This is a genomic window from Bradyrhizobium amphicarpaeae (genome assembly GCF_002266435.3).
In the GTDB taxonomy this organism is placed as follows: Bacteria; Pseudomonadota; Alphaproteobacteria; order Rhizobiales; family Xanthobacteraceae; genus Bradyrhizobium; species Bradyrhizobium amphicarpaeae.
In genome coordinates, this window is sequence record NZ_CP029426.2 from 6,744,277 (window position 1) to 6,760,344 (window position 16,068).

Sequence of the window (16,068 nt, forward strand, 5' to 3'; positions counted from 1 at the left end):
ATGAGCGCCGCCCGGCTGTTGAAAGAGGGGGGCGATCCGGGACTCATTCACGGATTTCCGATGCGCCGGAAGGTCGCGGCGCGACGGCAGCCCGATCCTCGCGGGGGGCGCAGGGTCAGGCCGCAGGCTGGCTGCGCGAGACCACGCGATCGCGTAGCCAGGCACCGATGGTGCAGCCGACCAGGTAGCAGGCGAACATGATCAGGCCGAGATCGAGCCAGTAGCCGAAGCGGCCGGGAACGACATGGGCGAACGAGGCCGCGACCAGGGCGACGGCGAGCGCGGCGAGCCAGCGCGCCGTCACCTTCGATGTGCCGTTGCCGCGCTGGACCACCGAGATCCAGCCCATGCAGAAGCCCAGCAGCACCGAGCCGATCAGCCAGCCCATATGAAACGACACGAGATAGGGCATCGTCACCTCACCAGAAATTCGATGCGGCGGTTCTGCGCCTTGCCGTCATCGGTATCGTTGCCGGCGACCGGCTGCGTGCTGCCATGGCCGACCGCGGTGAAGCGGCTGGCGGGCAGGCCGGCCTTGACCAGATAGTCGATCACCGCCTGCGCACGCTTCTCCGAGAGAGCCCGGTTGAAGCCGTCCTCGCCGTCGGCGTCGGTATGCCCGGCAACCTCGACATTGGTGGTGGGGCAGCGCAGCGCCGTCTCGATCAGATGATCGAGGATGGCGGCGGAATCCGGATCGATGTCGGCGCGCTTGGTTGCGAAGCGGATCTTGCCCTTGGCCAGAAGGTCCGTGAACAATTGCTGGCACACGGTGCCGTCGACCGGGCCTGCCGCGGGCTTCACCGTGATCTCGGGCTTGTACTGCCAGTTCTTCGGGAAGTCCTTGCCGAGGCCGGCGCGGATGTCGTTCGCGGCCGCCTCGTAAAGCGCATCGCCCGACAGCTTCACCTCGCGGTCGGAGACCACGAGCGTGCCGGTCGACAGCCGCGACAGCGCGCCGAGCGCTGCGATCACGGCGGTGCTGAAGGCGCCCGGCGCGCCGACGCTGGCCTTGAGGTTGTCGACGACCTTCTCGGTGAAGAATTTTCGCGAGGCGCTGGTGGCGATCGCCGCGTGGACGGTGTTGTCGGGCACGTAGCCGGTCAGCGTCACGGTCGCGGCGACCGGATCCTTGTAGGCCTGGAAGATATAGGGCGGCGCCTTGACGTCGTTGGCGGCGACCGAAAAGCCCTCGGGCAGGTTCTTCAGCGCCGCCGCGATCGCCTCGCGGCCGCCGAGATCGCGCGCCATGCCCGACAGATTGACCTTGGTGTCCGTGATCGTGATCTTGCCGTCCTTGAGCTTGCCGATCTGGTCCAGCAGCAGCATCGCGGCGGCCTCGAACCGCGGCGGCGCCCCGCGCGCCAGCCCCATCTGGTCGGCCACCTCGCCGCCGCCGACCTCCTTGCGGGCCGCCTCGGTCAGCCGGCCCTTCATCGACGGCAAGGGCGCGGAGCCCGACAGCGTCACCCGCACCACGTCGCGCTCGGCGTTCCAGACGAAGGGTTTGGCCTCGGGAACAAGGCGGGTCCGGTCGTCGACCAGGCGCACGCCGGGAACGGTCTCGACCGCCATCACGGCGTCCCGGCGCCCTTCCTCGGAGAAGGCGTCCGCGGCCAGGCTGACGTCGCGGCCGTCCACCGCGATCCGGGTCTTGTCCAGAACGGTATCCTTCAGCGCGGCCGAGCTGCGGGCCGACAGGTCGGCTTCGACCGGTAAGGTGTTATTCCAGGCCGCAAATCCCCACATGACGGCCAGGGGAATTAGCCCCAACCACCATTTGCTGGCCCACCTAAAAAGCTTCTGCATTCTACGACCCGAACTCTGGAAACGGAGACAAAACAAACCCTTGGCAGGCTGTCAAACCGGAAATGGTGCCCTTCCGAGGGCGCGGGCTCGACAATCAGACTAACTTTTTCTTCAAGGGTTCTTCCGTAAGTTGAGGGCGGAATGCCAGAGTTCGCCAGCGGATCATGAAACAACTGCGTAACAACGTCATCCGCGCCGGGCTGGGAGCTCTTTATTTCAGCGGCGCGCACCATTTGCTGCGCCCGCTCTTGTCGGGTGTCGGCGCCATTTTCATGCTGCACCACGTGCGGCCGGCCCGCGAGGCCGCGTTCCAGCCGAACCGGCATCTCGAAGTCACCCCCGAATTCCTGCGCGCGACGCTGTGCCATCTGCGCTCGCGCGACATCGACATCGTCAGCATGGACGAGCTGCATGAGCGGCTGGTGCAGGACCGGTTCGACCGCCGCTTCGCGGCCTTCACCCTCGACGACGGCTATCGTGACAATCTCGACTACGCGCTGCCCGTGCTGCGCGAATTTGACGCGCCTCTCGCGGTCTATGTCGCGAGCGATTTTGCCGAGGGCACCGGACGGCTGTGGTGGGCGGCGCTGGAGGCCGTGATCGCCAAGGCCGAGCAGATCGACGTCACCATCGGCCATTCCGCGCTGCGGCTCGATGCGACGACGCCTGTGGCCAAGCAGGCAGCGTTCGACCGCCTGCACGACTGGCTCCGCGCGCTGCCGGGCGAGCACGATCTCAAGCGGGAGATCGAGGCGCTCTGCGCGACGCACCACGTCGACATGGCAGCGCTGTGCCGCAGCCTTTGCCTGTCCTGGGCCGAGCTGAGGAGCTTTGCCGCCGATCCGCTGGTCACGATCGGCGCGCATAGCATCAGCCATTGCAACCTCGCCAAGCTGGCCGAAGACATCGCCACGCAGGAGATCGTCACGAGCCGCGCGCGGATCGAGCAGGCGCTGGACCGTCCCGTGCTGCATCTCGCCTATCCCTATGGCGATCGCGAGGCCGCAGGCGTACGCGAATTCGGCCTTGCTGCAACGGCGGGCTTCAAGACCGCGGTGACGACGCGGCCCGGCATGCTGTTCGCGGACAATGCCGCCCACATGACGGCGCTGCCGCGCGTCTCGCTCAACGGCAATTACCAGGACGCGCGGATCCTGCCGGTGCTGACCTCGGGCGCCGCGACCGCGATGTGGAACGGTTTTCGGCGGATCGCGGCGGCTTAGGCGCCGAAACTCTGCTGTCGTCCCTGCCTAGTGCGCAATTGCGCACGGGCGCAGGGACCCATACCGCGGAATTTATCGATCGCGTTTGGTAGAAGTACCGAACGACGAGTCATCGCCAAACTTCTCCCTGTGGTTATGGATCCCCGCTTCCGCGGGGACGACACCGAATTGGTTGGGCCGTTGTCGCGCCCCACTCACGTCTGAGTTAAGCGCCCTTTCCTTGACTCCCCTCCCCCGCCCGCCCAAAACACCGTCAACCAAGGGAGGTACCATGTTCAACGATCTGTTCTCGCTCAAAGGCCGCGTCGCGCTGGTGACCGGCGGCTCGCGCGGTATCGGCAAAATGATCGCGGCGGGATTTCTCGGTGCCGGCGCCGCGAAGGTCTACATCACCGCGCGCAAGGCCGGCCCTTGCGAGGCGACCGCCAAGGAGCTCACCGCGCAATATGACGGCGAATGCATCGCACTGCCGATCGACATCTCCACCGTCGAAGGCTGCGACAGGCTCGCCTCCGAGATCATCAAGCTGGAGCCCAAGCTCGACATCCTCGTCAACAATGCGGGTGCGGCCTGGGGCGCGGATTTCGACGAGTTCCCCGAAAGCGGCTGGGACAAGGTGATGGACCTCAACGTCAAGTCGCTGTTCTTCCTGACCAAGGCGCTGGCCAAGCCGCTGCGCGCGGCGGCCTCGCACGAACGGCCGGCGAAGGTGATCAACATCGCCTCGGTCGACGGCATCTTCGTCAATCCGGGCGAGACCTATTCCTACGCCGCCAGCAAGGCCGCCGTGATCCACCTGACGCGACGGATGGCGACCAAGCTGATCAAGGACAACATCAACGTCACCGCGATCGCGCCGGGCGCCTTCAAGTCCGACATGAACCGTGCCGCGCGCGACCATTCGGACGAAGTCGCCAAGCGCATTCCGTCGCGCCGGATCGGCAGCGACGAGGACATGGCGGGCGTCGCCATCTATCTCGCCTCGCGTGCGGGCGATTACGTGGTCGGAAACACCATCGCGGTGGATGGCGGCGTGGTGTACGCGAATGCCGGGCTGGAGATTGCGGGGTAGGTGTCGCGAGCCAGCAGAGCGCGCCTCACACTCAGCAGTCATGCCCCGGCTCGGCCGGGGCATCCAGAACGCCGCAGCGTCTCGATTTATCTCCGCCGCCTCTGGAATACTGGATCACCGCTTCGCGGGTGATGACACCATTCGTGCTGTGCGAGCGTTCGCCCTAACGCCTGCGACTCGATCTTCACATAGGCGAAATCGCCGGGCCTGTTGTCGCTGGAGGCCGATTACCGCACGGCTTCTTTCAGCCATCGCGCGACGCGCGGTGGCCCCTCCTCGCTGGTGACGAGCTGGAAGTGATCTATCGCCGGGATGACCTCGACGGTCGCACGCGCCAGGGGTTCGAAGATCGTGCGATAGCCCTCCGAACGGAAAATCGAGTCCCGTTCCGCCGCCAGAACCAGCACCGGACAATCGATGCGACGGATATCGTCGCGCCAGTCTGGCCGCGGCGTGACCGATGCGAACAGCCGCCAGCTGTAGAGCGGAGTCTCGATACCATCTCGCGCGGCGGGCGGCACTGCGAAACGCAGCACGGGCAGTCCATCAAAGATATGGATGCCGAACCGCTGCAACATTTCGATCCCGGCAAACCTGGGAACGAACGGCGTCGCCCAACCACCTGAATTCGGGCGGGCTGCGGGTGACCTGCGATGGATATAGGGCGCGATCAGCACCATCCCATCGGGCTTGGGCTTCTCCTGACCCGCTGCATCGCGGATGGCGAGGCCGGCCCCGATCGAATGGCCCCCGAGCAGAAAGCGGCCGGACGAATTTTGCGTCCGCAGCACTGCGATCAGATCGGCGATGTCCTGCTCTTGGCGATCGACCGCCTCGATGTCGCCGCGACGTCCCGGCTCGGAGCCATGACCGCGCATGTCGGGCGTGACGACCGTCAGTCCGGTCAAAGCGACCAGGGCATTGGCAAGGCGCGCCAGATAGCGGCCGTCGCTGCTCGATCCGTGCAGGAAAACCAGAACGTCGCTACCCGTACCGGGATAGACCCGATACAAGCGAATTGCGCCGTCTCGCGCGGCGAAGTGGCGAGGCGCAGCCGGCTCCGCGAGCTCGCCGCCTGCGACAAGGCTGTCCAGCTCGCGCGTCGCCGTGCCCGGTGCAGCCGATGGCGCCGGCGTCGGCCACGCGATCAAGACCATTGCAATCGCAAGATAGACGGCGATCGAGATCAGCGCGATTTCGACGACAAGAGGCCACATACGCAATGCTCCAGCGGGACCGCTGGAGCATTGCTATACGCACGAGGCCGTCAGGTCGTTGAGGCCGATCAAGCGCGCGGCGACCCATCGGGCGCCACGCACTCGTTCATTGCCGCATCAACGAAGCTGACTACGACTCGATCTTCACGTACTCGAAATCACCGGGCTTGTTGTCGATGCCGACTTTCGGCGGCGAGATCCAGGAGGCGAACTTGCCGCTCTCCGTGACGGGCTGCATCAAAGAGGTGATGAAGTCGCCGTCGGCGGTCGAGGGCAGCCAATCATCCTTGCGCTTCGCCCAGGTCGCATCGTCGATCAGGAGGCCGTCGGGCGTCGCGTGGACGCTCTTGAACTCGCCGATATGGCGATGGAAGGCGACGTTCGGCAGCTTGAGCTGGAAGTCGTAGCCCGCGGTCGTGATCACCTTGTTCCAGCGCAGCAGGCCCTTGACGCAATCCTGGCTGTAATCGTCGCGCAGGCGCATGTTGAGCGCGGTCAGCGCTGGCTCGTCGACAAGCTTGATCTCGCCGTCGACGAATTTGAGCACCGGATAGGTGGCGTTCTTGAGCTGGTGATCGTCCTCGATCTGAGTCTCGTGATAGCGGCCCTTGATGCCGGCGTTGAAGGCGTTCGCCGCGTTGGTCGAGACCTCCGAGCCGAACAGATCGAGCGACAGCGTATAGTGCAAATTCAGCTTCTTCTGGATGGTCGGCAGATCGATAACGCCGAGCGCGCGGACTTTCGCGATGTCGGTGGGGTCGGTGATGCCGGCCTCGCGCATGGCGTCGCAGGTGCGCTGCACGACGCGGGTGATGCCGGTCTCGCCGACGAACATGTGGTGCGCTTCCTCGGTCAGCATGAAGCGGCAGGTGCGCGACAGCGGATCGAAGCCCGACTGCGCGAGGCTGTGCAGCTGCATCTTGCCGTCGCGATCGGTGAAATAGGTGAACATGAAGAAGGACAGCCAGTCCGGCGTCGCCTCGTTGAAGGCGCCGAGCATGCGCGGGGCATCGGCATCGCCGGAGCGGCGGCGCAAGAGATCATCGGCTTCCTCGCGGCCGTCGCGGCCGAAATATTTCTGGAGCAAATAGACCATCGCCCAGAGATGGCGGCCTTCCTCGACATTGACCTGGAACAGGTTGCGCATGTCGTAGAGCGAGGGCGCGGTCTTGCCGAGATGGCGCTGCTGCTCGACCGAGGCCGGCTCGGTGTCGCCCTGGATCACGATCAGGCGGCGCAGCATGGCGCGATGCTCGCCCGGGACTTCCTGCCAGGCCGGCTCGCCATAATGCTCGCCGAACGGCACGACGCGATTTTCTTCCTGCGGCGCAAGCAGGATACCCCAGCGATAGTCGGGCATGCGGACATAGTCGAACTTGGCCCAGCCGCGCGGATCGACCGAATAGGCGGTGCGCAGATAGACCAGCGACTCCTGGAAACCTTCCGGCCCCATGTCGCTCCACCAATCCATGTAGCCGGGATGCCAGCCCTCCAGCGCCTTGAGCACCTGGCGGTCTTCGGCGAGATTGACGTTGTTGGGAATCTTGGTCGAGTAGTCGACGTTCATGATGTTCATATTCATGGCCGTGCTCCTGTCTACCGTGCTGGCATATCGGCTCGCTCCGCCGTCATCCTGAGGAGATCGCGCCCTTGCGCGAGCCTCGAAGGATGCCGGTATCGCAAACTTTCTTTCCTGCATCCTTCGAGGCTCGCTACGCTCGCACCTCAGGATGACGTCAACTCCTAGACTCGCGTCATATCGAATTTCGGCTTCTGCCCGCTGCCGTAGCGGCGAAGCGCGCCTTCCTCGCCGACGGCGTTGGGGCGCTGGAAGATCCAGTTCTGCCACGCGGTCAGGCGCGAGAAGATTTTCGATTCCATCGTCTCCGGGCCGACGAAGCGCAGGCTCGCTTCCATGCCGGTGAGGCTGTCGGGCGAGAAGCTGGCGCGTTCCTCCAGGAACACGCGGACCTCGTCGTCCCAGTCGATGTCGTCGAGCGCGAAGGTGACGAGGCCGAGCTCCTCGGCCTGCTCGGCATCTAGCGCGGTGCCCATCGTCGCTTCCGCCCGCTCCACGTCGGACGGATCGGCCTGGAAGCGCGACTCCAGCCGCGTCAGGCCGTGGCTCATCGGATAGGGGCCGAAATTCATCGCGGAGAGTTCGATCGACGGCGGCGGACGGTTGTCGCCCTGGCGCGTGCCGATCAGCATGTAGGAGCGGTCGGCGGCGAAGACGAGCTCGGCCAGCGTGCCGGCAAAGCAGGAGCCGGGCTCGACCAGCGTCACCAGCGTGCGCGAGGTGACGTCGATGCGCTTGAGCACGCGCTTCCAGTAGTGCCTGATCTCGTTGACCAGCCAGTGCGCCTTGTTGGCTTCGAGGAAAGCATCGTGCGCGAGCACATGGGCGCGCTCGCCGTGGCTCTTGAACACCAGCATCGCGATCTCGAGCTCGTTGATGCGCAGATGCAGGATGGCGTCGTCGAGCTCGCGCGCGACCTGGAGCGGCCAGAACGAGGCGCCCAGCGCCATCATGCCGTCGATGTCGGCGGGCGGAGCAGCCTCCGGCGCCTTGATCGAGATCGTGGCGATGCGGGCGGCACGATCGATGTCGACGGTGACGAAGCCGTAGCGGATGCTGGTCTCGTCGATGACGCGCTTGAGGGGGGAGAGCGTAATGCCCTTGCCGCTGCCCTTGCGCTTCGAGGCGGCCGCGAACTCCTTGGCGCGCTCGGCGATCTTGGCTTCGAGCTTGCTGTTCGGCACGATCTCGTCGACCAGGCGCCACTGCACGGCGCGCTTGCCCTTGACGCCCTCCTCGATGGTGCAGAAGAAGTCGGCGTGGTCGCGGCGCACCTTGCGCTTGTCGACGACGCGGGTGAGACCGCCGGTGCCCGGTAGCACCGCGAGCAGCGGCACTTCGGGCAGGGCGACGGCGGACGAGCCGTCGTCGGCCAGGATGATGTGGTCGGTCGCGAGTGCCAGTTCATAGCCGCCGCCGGCCGCGGAGCCGTTCACCACGGTGATGAAACGCTGGCCGGAATTCTCCGACGAATCTTCCATGCCGTTGCGGGTCTCGTTGGTGAACTTGCAGAAATTGACCTTGTGGGCGTGCGTGGAGCCCGCGAGCATGCGGATGTTGGCGCCGGCACAGAACACGCGGCTCTTGGCCGAGCGCAGCAGCACGACCTTCACGTCCGGATGCTCGAAGCGCAGCCGCTGGACGGCGTCCGCCAGCTCGATGTCGACGCCGAGATCGTAGGAATTGAGCTTGAGCAGATAGCCCTCGAACAGGCCGCCGTTCTCGTCCACGTCCATGGTCAGCGTCGCGACGTCACCCTCGACCGCGAGCTTCCAGTGCTTGTAGCGGGACGGTTCGGTCTGGAAATCGATGAATGTCGCGCCGCCTGCGAGGCGCCGATCTTCCCCGGCCATGGGCCACCCTTGAGCTCGTTCTGGTTTTAGCGTTAGATGCACAATAGTGCATCTTTTGGCACGCGTCCAGCCCTTAAGCGCGTTCACATGCACTTTGTTTCATGCAATCGGCTAGGACCGAATAATGGCGCCAAGCGCGATCCAGTCGGCCTTCGAGAGCTGCGGGCGACCGATCTTGGCCTGGAGCAGCGCCACCACGGCCGCGACCGGGAAGCTTTCGACGAAACCATCGCCGCCGACGGCGACCTTGCGCGCGCTCAGCGCCCGCAGCTCGGTCAGGGCGTCGCCGAACAGGCGCGCGGCCGAATGCGCCTTCTGCATGCGCAGCCGCAGATTGGCATTGGCGATACGGATGCAGGCGCGCAGCAGGATGCGTTCGCGGCCGCTCTGAGGGGCTGCGGCCCACACGGTCTCCAGCACCTCCTGCGCTTCCCAGAAATAGCCGCGGTCGTTGAGCGCGAGCCCGTAGCGCAGCGCCGGGTGGCGGGCCGGCACGTAGCCGCGGAAGGCCGAGGGCACCATCGCCTTGGCCAAGCCAAGCGTCTCGTCATCGGAATCGACCTCGCCGGTCTCACCCGGCACATAGGCCCAGCGCGGCCACGGCAATGGACCGCCGCTCGCATGCGAAGGCACACTCATGGATGTGCCTCCGCATGGTCATGCGGCGCGCACCCCGAGTCCCTGATCGTCGCGCAGGGCCGCTCTTGCAAATTGCTCAATCGCGTCAAGCGTCGCCCCCGGCGCTTCACGATGCGGGGAATGGCCCGCGTCTGAAATGACTTTAATATCGACCGGACAGTAGCACTCTTCCTGGGCAATTTCGACCTGACGCAGTGTCCCATATTGGTCGCCTGCCCCCTGCAGGACCATAATGGGAACGCGGATATAGGCGAGGTATTCCGAGATGTCCCAATCACGGAATTTCGGATCGAGCCAGGCGCCGTTCCAGCCGTAGAAGGCGTTGTCGACGTCCTTGTGCCAGCGCGCCAGTTTCGTCTTGAGGTCGGTGGTCTCGTAGGCGGTCTTGATCGCGGCGATGGATGCGACCGAGATGTCCTCGACGATGAAATGCGGGGCGAGGAGCACGAGGCCCTGCAGGCGGTGATCCTGATGCGCGCCGGCATAGATCGTCGCGATCGAGGCGCCGTCGGAATGGCCGAGCAACAGGCCGCGCCTGAAGCCGATCGCGTCGAGCAGCCTCGGCAGCACGTCCAGCGCCTCGCGCTGCATGTAGTCGAGCGGCCGCGGCAATTTCACCGGGCTCGACTGGCCGTAGCCCGCGCGCGAATAGGCGAAGATGCCGGCGCCGGTCGCCTGTTGCAGCTTCTCGGGGAAGTCGCCCCAGAGCCCGACCGAGCCGAGACCTTCGTGCAGCATGACGATGGTGGGGGCGTCGGCAGATGCGGGCGCGAGCCATTTATATTCGAGGCTGGCGCTGCCGATGCTGAGGAAACCGGTAGGGGTGAGGTTGGTCATGGTTGAAGCCCATTCATAACCACTGAGAAAGTGCCCACCCTCCCCTGGAGGGGGAGGGTCGCTACGCATGAAGCGAAGCGCAATGCGTAGCGGGGTGGGGTGGCGGTCTATCGACACTGAACACTGCCCGAGTGGAGAGATCACCCCACCCCGTCACGCATCTCGCTGCGCTCGATTGCGTGCCGACCCTCCCCCTCCAGGGGAGGGTAAGCAAGCGGGGCCGTCGTAAAGTCACGCTCACTGCGCCCCTTCCCGCAGCTTGAACCGCTGGATCTTGCCCGTCGCTGTCTTCGGCAAGGACTCCACCACATCGATCCAGCGCGGATATTTCCACGGGCCGATCTTCTGCTTGACGTGCTCCTTGAGCATCTCCTGCAGGTCCGTCGTGGTCGCGCCCGGGCGCAGCACGACGAACGCTTTCGGCTTCAACAGGCCTTCCGGATCGGCCTCGGGCACCACGGCGGCTTCCAGCACGGCAGGATGGGTGATCAACGCGCTCTCGACTTCGAACGGCGAGACCCAGATGCCGGAGACCTTGAACATGTCGTCGGCGCGGCCGCAGAAGGTGTAGCGGCCTTCCGCGTCGCGAACATATTTGTCGCCGGTGCGTGTCCACGGTCCCTCGAAGGTGCGGCGGCTCTTGTGGCGCTGGTTCCAGTAGCCTTCGCCGGCCGAGGGCGCATCGACAAGGAGTTCACCGACCTCGCCGTCGGCGACGTCCTGCCCGGCCTCGTTGACCAGCCGAACCGCATAGCCCGGCACGGGCTTGCCGGAGCAGCCGTATTTGATGTCGCCGGGGGCGTTCGACAGGAAGATGTGCAACAGCTCGGTCGAGCCGACGCCGTCGAGGATGTCGACGTTGAAGCGCGACTTCCAGCTGCTGCCGACGGATTCCGGCAGCGCCTCGCCGGCCGAGGTGCAGATGCGCAAATTCCCGCCGCCGCGCTCGGCCTTCATGGCCTCGTCGTTGAGCATCGCCGCGAACAGGGTCGGCACGCCGTAGAAGATCGACGGCTTGTAGCGGTTCATCAGGTCGAACATGCGCGCCGGCGTCGGGCGTTCGCTGTTGAGGATCACGCTGGCGCCGACCGACATCGGAAACGTCAGCGCGTTGCCGAGGCCGTAGGCGAAGAACAGTTTTGCCGCGGAGAGACACACGTCGCTCTCGCGGATGCCGAGCACCTGCCTGGCGTAGGTATCGGCGGTCGCCTGCAAATTGGAATGGATATGGCGCACGCCCTTGGGCATGCCGGTCGAACCGGACGAATAGAGCCAGAACGCAGGCTCGTCAGGATGCGTCGCGGCGGTGGTGAACTGGTCGCTCTCGCCCGCGAGCTCCTCGGCAAGCTGCTTGTGGCCGTTCTGCTTGGCGCCGGAGACCACGACATGCTCGAGATCGGGCATGCGGCCGACGACGTCCTTGATGACGGGGTAGAGCGCCTCGGAGACGAACAGCACGCGGGCGCGGCAGTCGGCGAGGATGTAGGCGTACTGGTCCGCGGTCAGCAGCGTATTGAGCGGCACCGGCACGATGCCGGCGCGGATCGCGCCCAGGAACACCACCGGGAAATCGACCGTGTCCAGCATGATCATCGCCACGCGCTCCTCGCGGCGGACGCCGAGCCGGCGCAGCATGTTGGCGGCGCGGCAGCTCTCGCGCTGGAGCTCGCCATAGGTGAGATGCGAGACGGTGTCGTCGAAAGCCAGCTTGTTGCCCCGGCCCTCCCTGACGTTACGGTCGAGCAGCCAGGTCACCGCGTTGTAGGATCCCTCGCTCACGGACTTCTCCCCCGAATTTAGAATTATAATTCATAGAAAGACACCGCGGCGGCTTGCTGTCAATGCCAGCAGGCACTATGTTTCATTAAAGCGCGCCGCAGGACTTCCTTCAAGAGGACATCCGTAGAAGGATCATGACCGACAGTCCCGACGCGGAATCCCATTTCCTCGAACAACTCGGCCAGCGTGTGCGTACCATGCGCGCACTGCGCGGCATGTCGCGCAAGGTGCTCGCCAAGGTCTCGGGGATTTCGGAGCGCTACATCGCGCAGCTCGAGAGCGGCAAGGGCAACGTCTCGATCGTGCTGTTGCGCCGCGTCTCCGACGCGATGGGCGCGCATCTGGAAGACCTGCTTCCCAACGCCGATCCGACGCCGGACTGGCAGATGTTTCGCGATCTCCTGCGCAAGGCGACGCCGGCGCAGATCGCGCAGGCGAAGGATCTGCTCACTGGCAGCAGCGCCACCGCGCCGCGGCGTGCGCCGTTCTGCGGCATCGCGCTGATCGGGCTGCGCGGCGCCGGCAAATCCACACTCGGCAAGATTTTGGCGAAGAAGGTCGGCTGGAGCTTCGTCGAGCTCAACAAGGAGGTCGAACAGCAGAACGGGCTCTCGGTCGCCGAGATCATCGCGCTGTACGGCCAGGAAGGTTTTCGCCGCATGGAGCAGGCGGCGCTGCAGCAGCTGCTCGCGCGCAACGAACTGATGGTGCTGGCGACCGGCGGCGGCATCGTCTCCGAGCCGCTGACCTTCGACCAGATCCTGAGCTCGTTCTACACGATCTGGCTGAAGGCCGAGCCCGAAGAGCACATGGCCCGCGTCCGCCGCCAGGGTGATCTGCGCCCGATGGCCGACGACCGCTCCGCGATGGCCGAGCTGCGCAACATTTTGTTGAGCCGCGAACCGCTGTATTCGCGCGCGACGGCGGTGGTGGATACGGCAGGGCTCAGCGTCGATGCGGCAGCCGCACGTCTGATCGACGCGGTGCGGCCGGTGCTGCAGAACGAAGCCCGCAGCTTCGGACTGCGCAGCGTGGCGCTGTAGACAATGACCTCCACCGACGCCACCACCTCCATGTTCGAACGGATCGGCGGCAGCGACACGATCGACCTGCTTGTCGATCGGTTCTACGACCGCATGGACACGCTGCCCGAGGCGAAGACGATCCGCGCGATGCATGCGGACGATCTCGGCCTGATCCGGGACGTGCTGAAACGCTATCTCACCGAATGGACCGGCGGCCCGAAACTCTACACGCCCGAGAAGGGCCATCCGCGGCTGCGCCAGCGCCATTTCGGCTTTGCCATCGGCGATGCCGAGCGCGACGCGTGGATGACCTGCATGCGCGGCGCGATGGAGGAGACGGTGACAAATGCCGCCGCGCGGCAGGACCTCGACAAGGCGCTGTCGGGCCTCGCCGACTGGATGCGCAACCGCCAGTAATGCTTGATTTGAGTTCCTCAGCGATCGCCTGCTAAGCTCCCGGCATGACCGACATCCTCCCCGACACGATCCGCCGTCTCTACACCGATCCCGGTGAGTACATCGACAGCGATCATCCCGCCGTCGCGCAGTTCGCGAACGACGCCGTGCGCGCGGATGCGAGCGAGCGGGAGAAGGCGAGCGTCCTGTACAAGGCGGTACGCGACGGCATCCGCTATAACCCCTATGTAAGCATGCGCGCCGCCGAGACGTTTCGCGCATCGAGTGTGCTCGCCGCCGGCCAGGGCTATTGCGTCGGCAAGGCTTCGCTCTATGCCGCCGCCTGCCGCGTCCATGGCATTCCCGCCCGCGTCGGCTTTGCCGACGTCAAGAACCATCTCACCACCGAGAAGCTGCGCGCGAGCATGGGCACTGACATCTTCACCTGGCACGGCTTCACCGAGGTGCATGTCGACGGCGCCTGGCGCAAGGCGACGCCGACCTTCAACGACACGCTCTGCGCCAAGGTCGGCGTGGCGCCGCTCGATTTCGACGGCCACACCGATGCGCTGCTGCATCCCTTCGACGGGGAGGGGCGCGCCTACATGCAATATGTCAACGACCGCGGCACCTATCACGACGTGCCGGCGAAGTTCCTGATGCGCGAGATGGCGCGGGATTACGCCCACATGCAGGGCGAGGATCTGTCGGGCCGCGACATGGAGCGCGAGGCGGAAGGGCGATAGGGCGAGGTGCCGTAGCCCGGATGAGCGAAGCGACATCCGGGGGCTTCTCGACGACCTACCCGGGTATCGCTTCGCTCACCCGGGCTACGACGTCGGGCGTGAGAGCCCGCGGTCAAACGACCGAACCGACCGCGAGCGCACGGCGATCTTGCTGGGCAGCATGCGGAGCCCTCCTCTCCAGCTCCTCGATCATGCCGCGCGCGATTTCCCGCTCGCCCATGATGACGACATCAGCCCCAAGCCCCTTGAGATGATCGACCTCGGCATCCGCGTGCGCCCGCGCGATGATGCGGATGTCGGGATTGGCCGCGCGCGCCTGCTGCACGATCTGTCCCGCCTCGAACGCTTCGGGGATCGCGATCACGAGATGCCGTGCCCGTGACGGATTGGTGGCGGCGAAAACTTTGGGCTGAGCAGCGTTGCCCATCACGGTCTCGATGCCGCTCTGCTTCAGCTTCGCCAGCAGGCTCTCTCCGACCTCGGCGACGAGGAACGGCAGCTGCCGCTGCTTCAGCGCATCGCCGACGAGCGCACCGACGCGGCCATAGCCGATCACGATCGTATGATCCGTCAATTCCGTGGTTCGGATCGCGTCGGTGACCGCGGCTGTCACCGCAGGCTCTTCACGCCGCGGGTCGAGACGCGGCGCGAGCCAGGTGGCGGCGGCGAACATCAGCGGGTTGAGCATGATGGAGAGGATCGCGCCCGCCATGATCAGGTCGCGGCCCTCCTTGGGCAGGATCTGCGAGGCGACGCCGAGCTCGGCCAGGATGAAGGAGAACTCGCCGATCTGCGACAGGCTCGCCGAGATCGTCAGCGCCGTGACGACAGGGTGGCGGAACACGACCACGATCAGATAGGCCGCGAGCGATTTGCCCAGCATGATGATCGCAAGCGTCGCAAGCAGCGGCCAGGGCTCGCGGACCACGCTCATCGGATCGAACATCATGCCGACCGAGACGAAGAACAGCACGGCGAAGGCATCGCGCAACGGCAAGGATTCCTGCGCGGCGCGCGCGCTGAGCGGCGATTCCCGCAGCATCATGCCGGCGAAGAACGCGCCGAGCGCCAGCGAGACGTCGAACAGTTTCGTCGCGCCGAACGCGACGCACAGCGCGATTGCCAGCACTGCGAGACGGAACAATTCGCGCGAGCCGGTATGGGCGATGTAGTGCAGGATCCACGGAATCACCCGGCGCCCCACGACGAGCATCAGGCCGATGAACACGACGATCTTGACGAGGGTCAGCACCACGATGCCGGCAAGCCCGAAGCCGGCTTGCGCGGCCAGCGGCTCGAACGCGGGCTTGCCCTCGGCGGCGCCCTGAAGGCTCGCGATCGCGGGAAACAGCACCAGCACGAGCACCATCGCGAGGTCCTCGACGATCAGCCAGCCGACGGCGATGCGTCCGCGGTCGGTCTCCATCAGGCGGCGCTCCTGCAGCGCGCGAAGCAGTACGACGGTGCTCGCCACCGAGAGCGCGAGGCCGAACACCAGCCCCGCCGGGACGCTCCAGCCCATCAGCCATCCAAGGCCTACTCCCATCAATGTCGCCGCCGCGATCTGCACGACGGCGCCGGGCACGGCGATCTTCCGCACCGAGAGCAAATCCTGCAGCGAGAAATGCAGGCCGACGCCGAACATCAACAGGATGATACCGAGCTCGGCGAGCTCGGTGGCAAGCGCCTGGTCGGCGACGAAGCCTGGCGTGAACGGACCGACCGCGACGCCAGCCAGAAGGTAACCGACGAGCGGCGGGATGCGGAACCGCTGTACGATCGTTCCGAATACGAAGGCTAGGCCAAGGCCAACGACGATGGTGGCGATCAGAGGTGTTTCATGCGGCATTTCGCCTTGTGACACAGCGAGCACGTTGGCGCACCGCGACCTGT

The 16,068-nt window shown here is 65.5% G+C and carries 14 protein-coding genes; 5 read left to right on the plus strand and 9 right to left on the minus strand.

Annotated features, from left to right (window positions below):
* Positions 1-115 precede the first annotated feature (115 nt).
* Both CIT40_RS31680 and CIT40_RS31685 read right to left on the minus strand, forming a co-directional pair.
* Complete coding sequence (locus CIT40_RS31680; RefSeq protein ID WP_162307772.1) at positions 116-412, minus strand: hypothetical protein; 297 nt, start codon at positions 410-412, stop codon at positions 116-118.
* 2 nt (positions 413-414) lie between these two features.
* Positions 415-1,809: an OmpA family protein gene (locus CIT40_RS31685; protein ID WP_094892510.1), complete on the minus strand. Its 1,395-nt coding sequence runs from the start codon at positions 1,807-1,809 to the stop codon at positions 415-417.
* Positions 1,810-1,973: 164 nt separating this feature from the next.
* On the opposite strand from CIT40_RS31685, the gene CIT40_RS31690 reads away from it, so the two are divergent.
* Together CIT40_RS31690 and CIT40_RS31695 are read left to right on the plus strand one after the other, a co-directional pair.
* Positions 1,974-3,032, plus strand: a complete 1,059-nt coding sequence (locus CIT40_RS31690) for a polysaccharide deacetylase family protein (RefSeq protein WP_094892511.1) — start codon at positions 1,974-1,976, stop codon at positions 3,030-3,032.
* Between the two features lie 271 nt (positions 3,033-3,303).
* Entirely contained in the window at positions 3,304-4,104 is an 801-nt protein-coding gene (locus tag CIT40_RS31695) for an SDR family oxidoreductase (protein WP_094892513.1), read from the plus strand.
* A gap of 227 nt (positions 4,105-4,331) precedes the next feature.
* On the opposite strand, the gene CIT40_RS31700 is transcribed toward CIT40_RS31695, so the two are convergent.
* From CIT40_RS31700 to CIT40_RS31725, 6 genes are all read right to left on the minus strand, one after another.
* Entirely contained in the window at positions 4,332-5,321 is a 990-nt protein-coding gene (locus tag CIT40_RS31700) for an alpha/beta hydrolase (RefSeq protein ID WP_094892514.1), read from the minus strand.
* 130 nt (positions 5,322-5,451) lie between these two features.
* Positions 5,452-6,903, minus strand: a complete 1,452-nt coding sequence (gene boxB, locus CIT40_RS31705; RefSeq protein ID WP_094892515.1) for a benzoyl-CoA 2,3-epoxidase subunit BoxB — start codon at positions 6,901-6,903, stop codon at positions 5,452-5,454.
* A 161-nt stretch (positions 6,904-7,064) separates the two neighbouring features.
* Positions 7,065-8,753 carry a 2,3-epoxybenzoyl-CoA dihydrolase gene (gene boxC, locus CIT40_RS31710; RefSeq protein WP_094892516.1) on the minus strand — a complete coding sequence of 563 codons (1,689 nt, stop codon included), beginning with the start codon at positions 8,751-8,753 and terminating at the stop codon, positions 7,065-7,067.
* A gap of 111 nt (positions 8,754-8,864) precedes the next feature.
* A complete protein-coding gene (locus CIT40_RS31715; RefSeq protein ID WP_094892517.1) occupies positions 8,865-9,392 on the minus strand; it encodes a DUF309 domain-containing protein in 528 nt (175 codons plus the stop codon).
* Positions 9,393-9,410: 18 nt separating this feature from the next.
* Positions 9,411-10,229, minus strand: a complete 819-nt coding sequence (locus CIT40_RS31720) for an alpha/beta fold hydrolase (RefSeq protein WP_094892518.1) — start codon at positions 10,227-10,229, stop codon at positions 9,411-9,413.
* Positions 10,230-10,466: 237 nt separating this feature from the next.
* Complete coding sequence (locus CIT40_RS31725) at positions 10,467-12,008, minus strand: benzoate-CoA ligase family protein (protein ID WP_094892519.1); 1,542 nt, start codon at positions 12,006-12,008, stop codon at positions 10,467-10,469.
* A 134-nt stretch (positions 12,009-12,142) separates the two neighbouring features.
* Between CIT40_RS31725 and CIT40_RS31730 the strand changes: the two genes are divergently transcribed.
* The 3 genes from CIT40_RS31730 to CIT40_RS31740 are packed head-to-tail and all read left to right on the plus strand — an operon-like array spanning position 12,143 to position 14,175.
* Positions 12,143-13,051, plus strand: coding sequence for a helix-turn-helix transcriptional regulator (locus CIT40_RS31730; RefSeq protein WP_094892520.1), 909 nt, complete (start codon positions 12,143-12,145; stop codon positions 13,049-13,051).
* A 3-nt stretch (positions 13,052-13,054) separates the two neighbouring features.
* Positions 13,055-13,450, plus strand: coding sequence for a group II truncated hemoglobin (locus tag CIT40_RS31735; protein ID WP_094892521.1), 396 nt, complete (start codon positions 13,055-13,057; stop codon positions 13,448-13,450).
* Between the two features lie 44 nt (positions 13,451-13,494).
* Positions 13,495-14,175 (plus strand): transglutaminase-like domain-containing protein, encoded by a 681-nt coding sequence (locus CIT40_RS31740; RefSeq protein WP_094892522.1) that lies wholly within the window; start codon positions 13,495-13,497, stop codon positions 14,173-14,175.
* Positions 14,176-14,287: 112 nt separating this feature from the next.
* Here the strand turns inward: CIT40_RS31740 and ybaL are convergent, their stop codons facing one another.
* On the minus strand, positions 14,288-16,024 hold the full coding sequence (ybaL, locus tag CIT40_RS31745; protein WP_094892523.1) for a YbaL family putative K(+) efflux transporter: 1,737 nt from the start codon (positions 16,022-16,024) through the stop codon (positions 14,288-14,290).
* Between the last annotated feature and the right edge of the window lie 44 nt (positions 16,025-16,068).

Coding starts and splice junctions, on each gene's coding strand:
- CIT40_RS31680 (WP_162307772.1), bottom strand. CDS start 412: ATGCCCTATCTCGTGTCGTTTCATATGGGCTGGCTGATCGGCTCGGTG.
- CIT40_RS31685 (WP_094892510.1), bottom strand. CDS start 1,809: ATGCAGAAGCTTTTTAGGTGGGCCAGCAAATGGTGGTTGGGGCTAATT.
- CIT40_RS31690 (WP_094892511.1), top strand. CDS start 1,974: ATGAAACAACTGCGTAACAACGTCATCCGCGCCGGGCTGGGAGCTCTT.
- CIT40_RS31695 (WP_094892513.1), top strand. CDS start 3,304: ATGTTCAACGATCTGTTCTCGCTCAAAGGCCGCGTCGCGCTGGTGACC.
- CIT40_RS31700 (WP_094892514.1), bottom strand. CDS start 5,321: ATGTGGCCTCTTGTCGTCGAAATCGCGCTGATCTCGATCGCCGTCTAT.
- boxB (WP_094892515.1), bottom strand. CDS start 6,903: ATGAATATGAACATCATGAACGTCGACTACTCGACCAAGATTCCCAAC.
- boxC (WP_094892516.1), bottom strand. CDS start 8,753: ATGGCCGGGGAAGATCGGCGCCTCGCAGGCGGCGCGACATTCATCGAT.
- CIT40_RS31715 (WP_094892517.1), bottom strand. CDS start 9,392: ATGAGTGTGCCTTCGCATGCGAGCGGCGGTCCATTGCCGTGGCCGCGC.
- CIT40_RS31720 (WP_094892518.1), bottom strand. CDS start 10,229: ATGACCAACCTCACCCCTACCGGTTTCCTCAGCATCGGCAGCGCCAGC.
- CIT40_RS31730 (WP_094892520.1), top strand. CDS start 12,143: ATGACCGACAGTCCCGACGCGGAATCCCATTTCCTCGAACAACTCGGC.
- CIT40_RS31735 (WP_094892521.1), top strand. CDS start 13,055: ATGACCTCCACCGACGCCACCACCTCCATGTTCGAACGGATCGGCGGC.
- CIT40_RS31740 (WP_094892522.1), top strand. CDS start 13,495: ATGACCGACATCCTCCCCGACACGATCCGCCGTCTCTACACCGATCCC.
- ybaL (WP_094892523.1), bottom strand. CDS start 16,024: ATGCCGCATGAAACACCTCTGATCGCCACCATCGTCGTTGGCCTTGGC.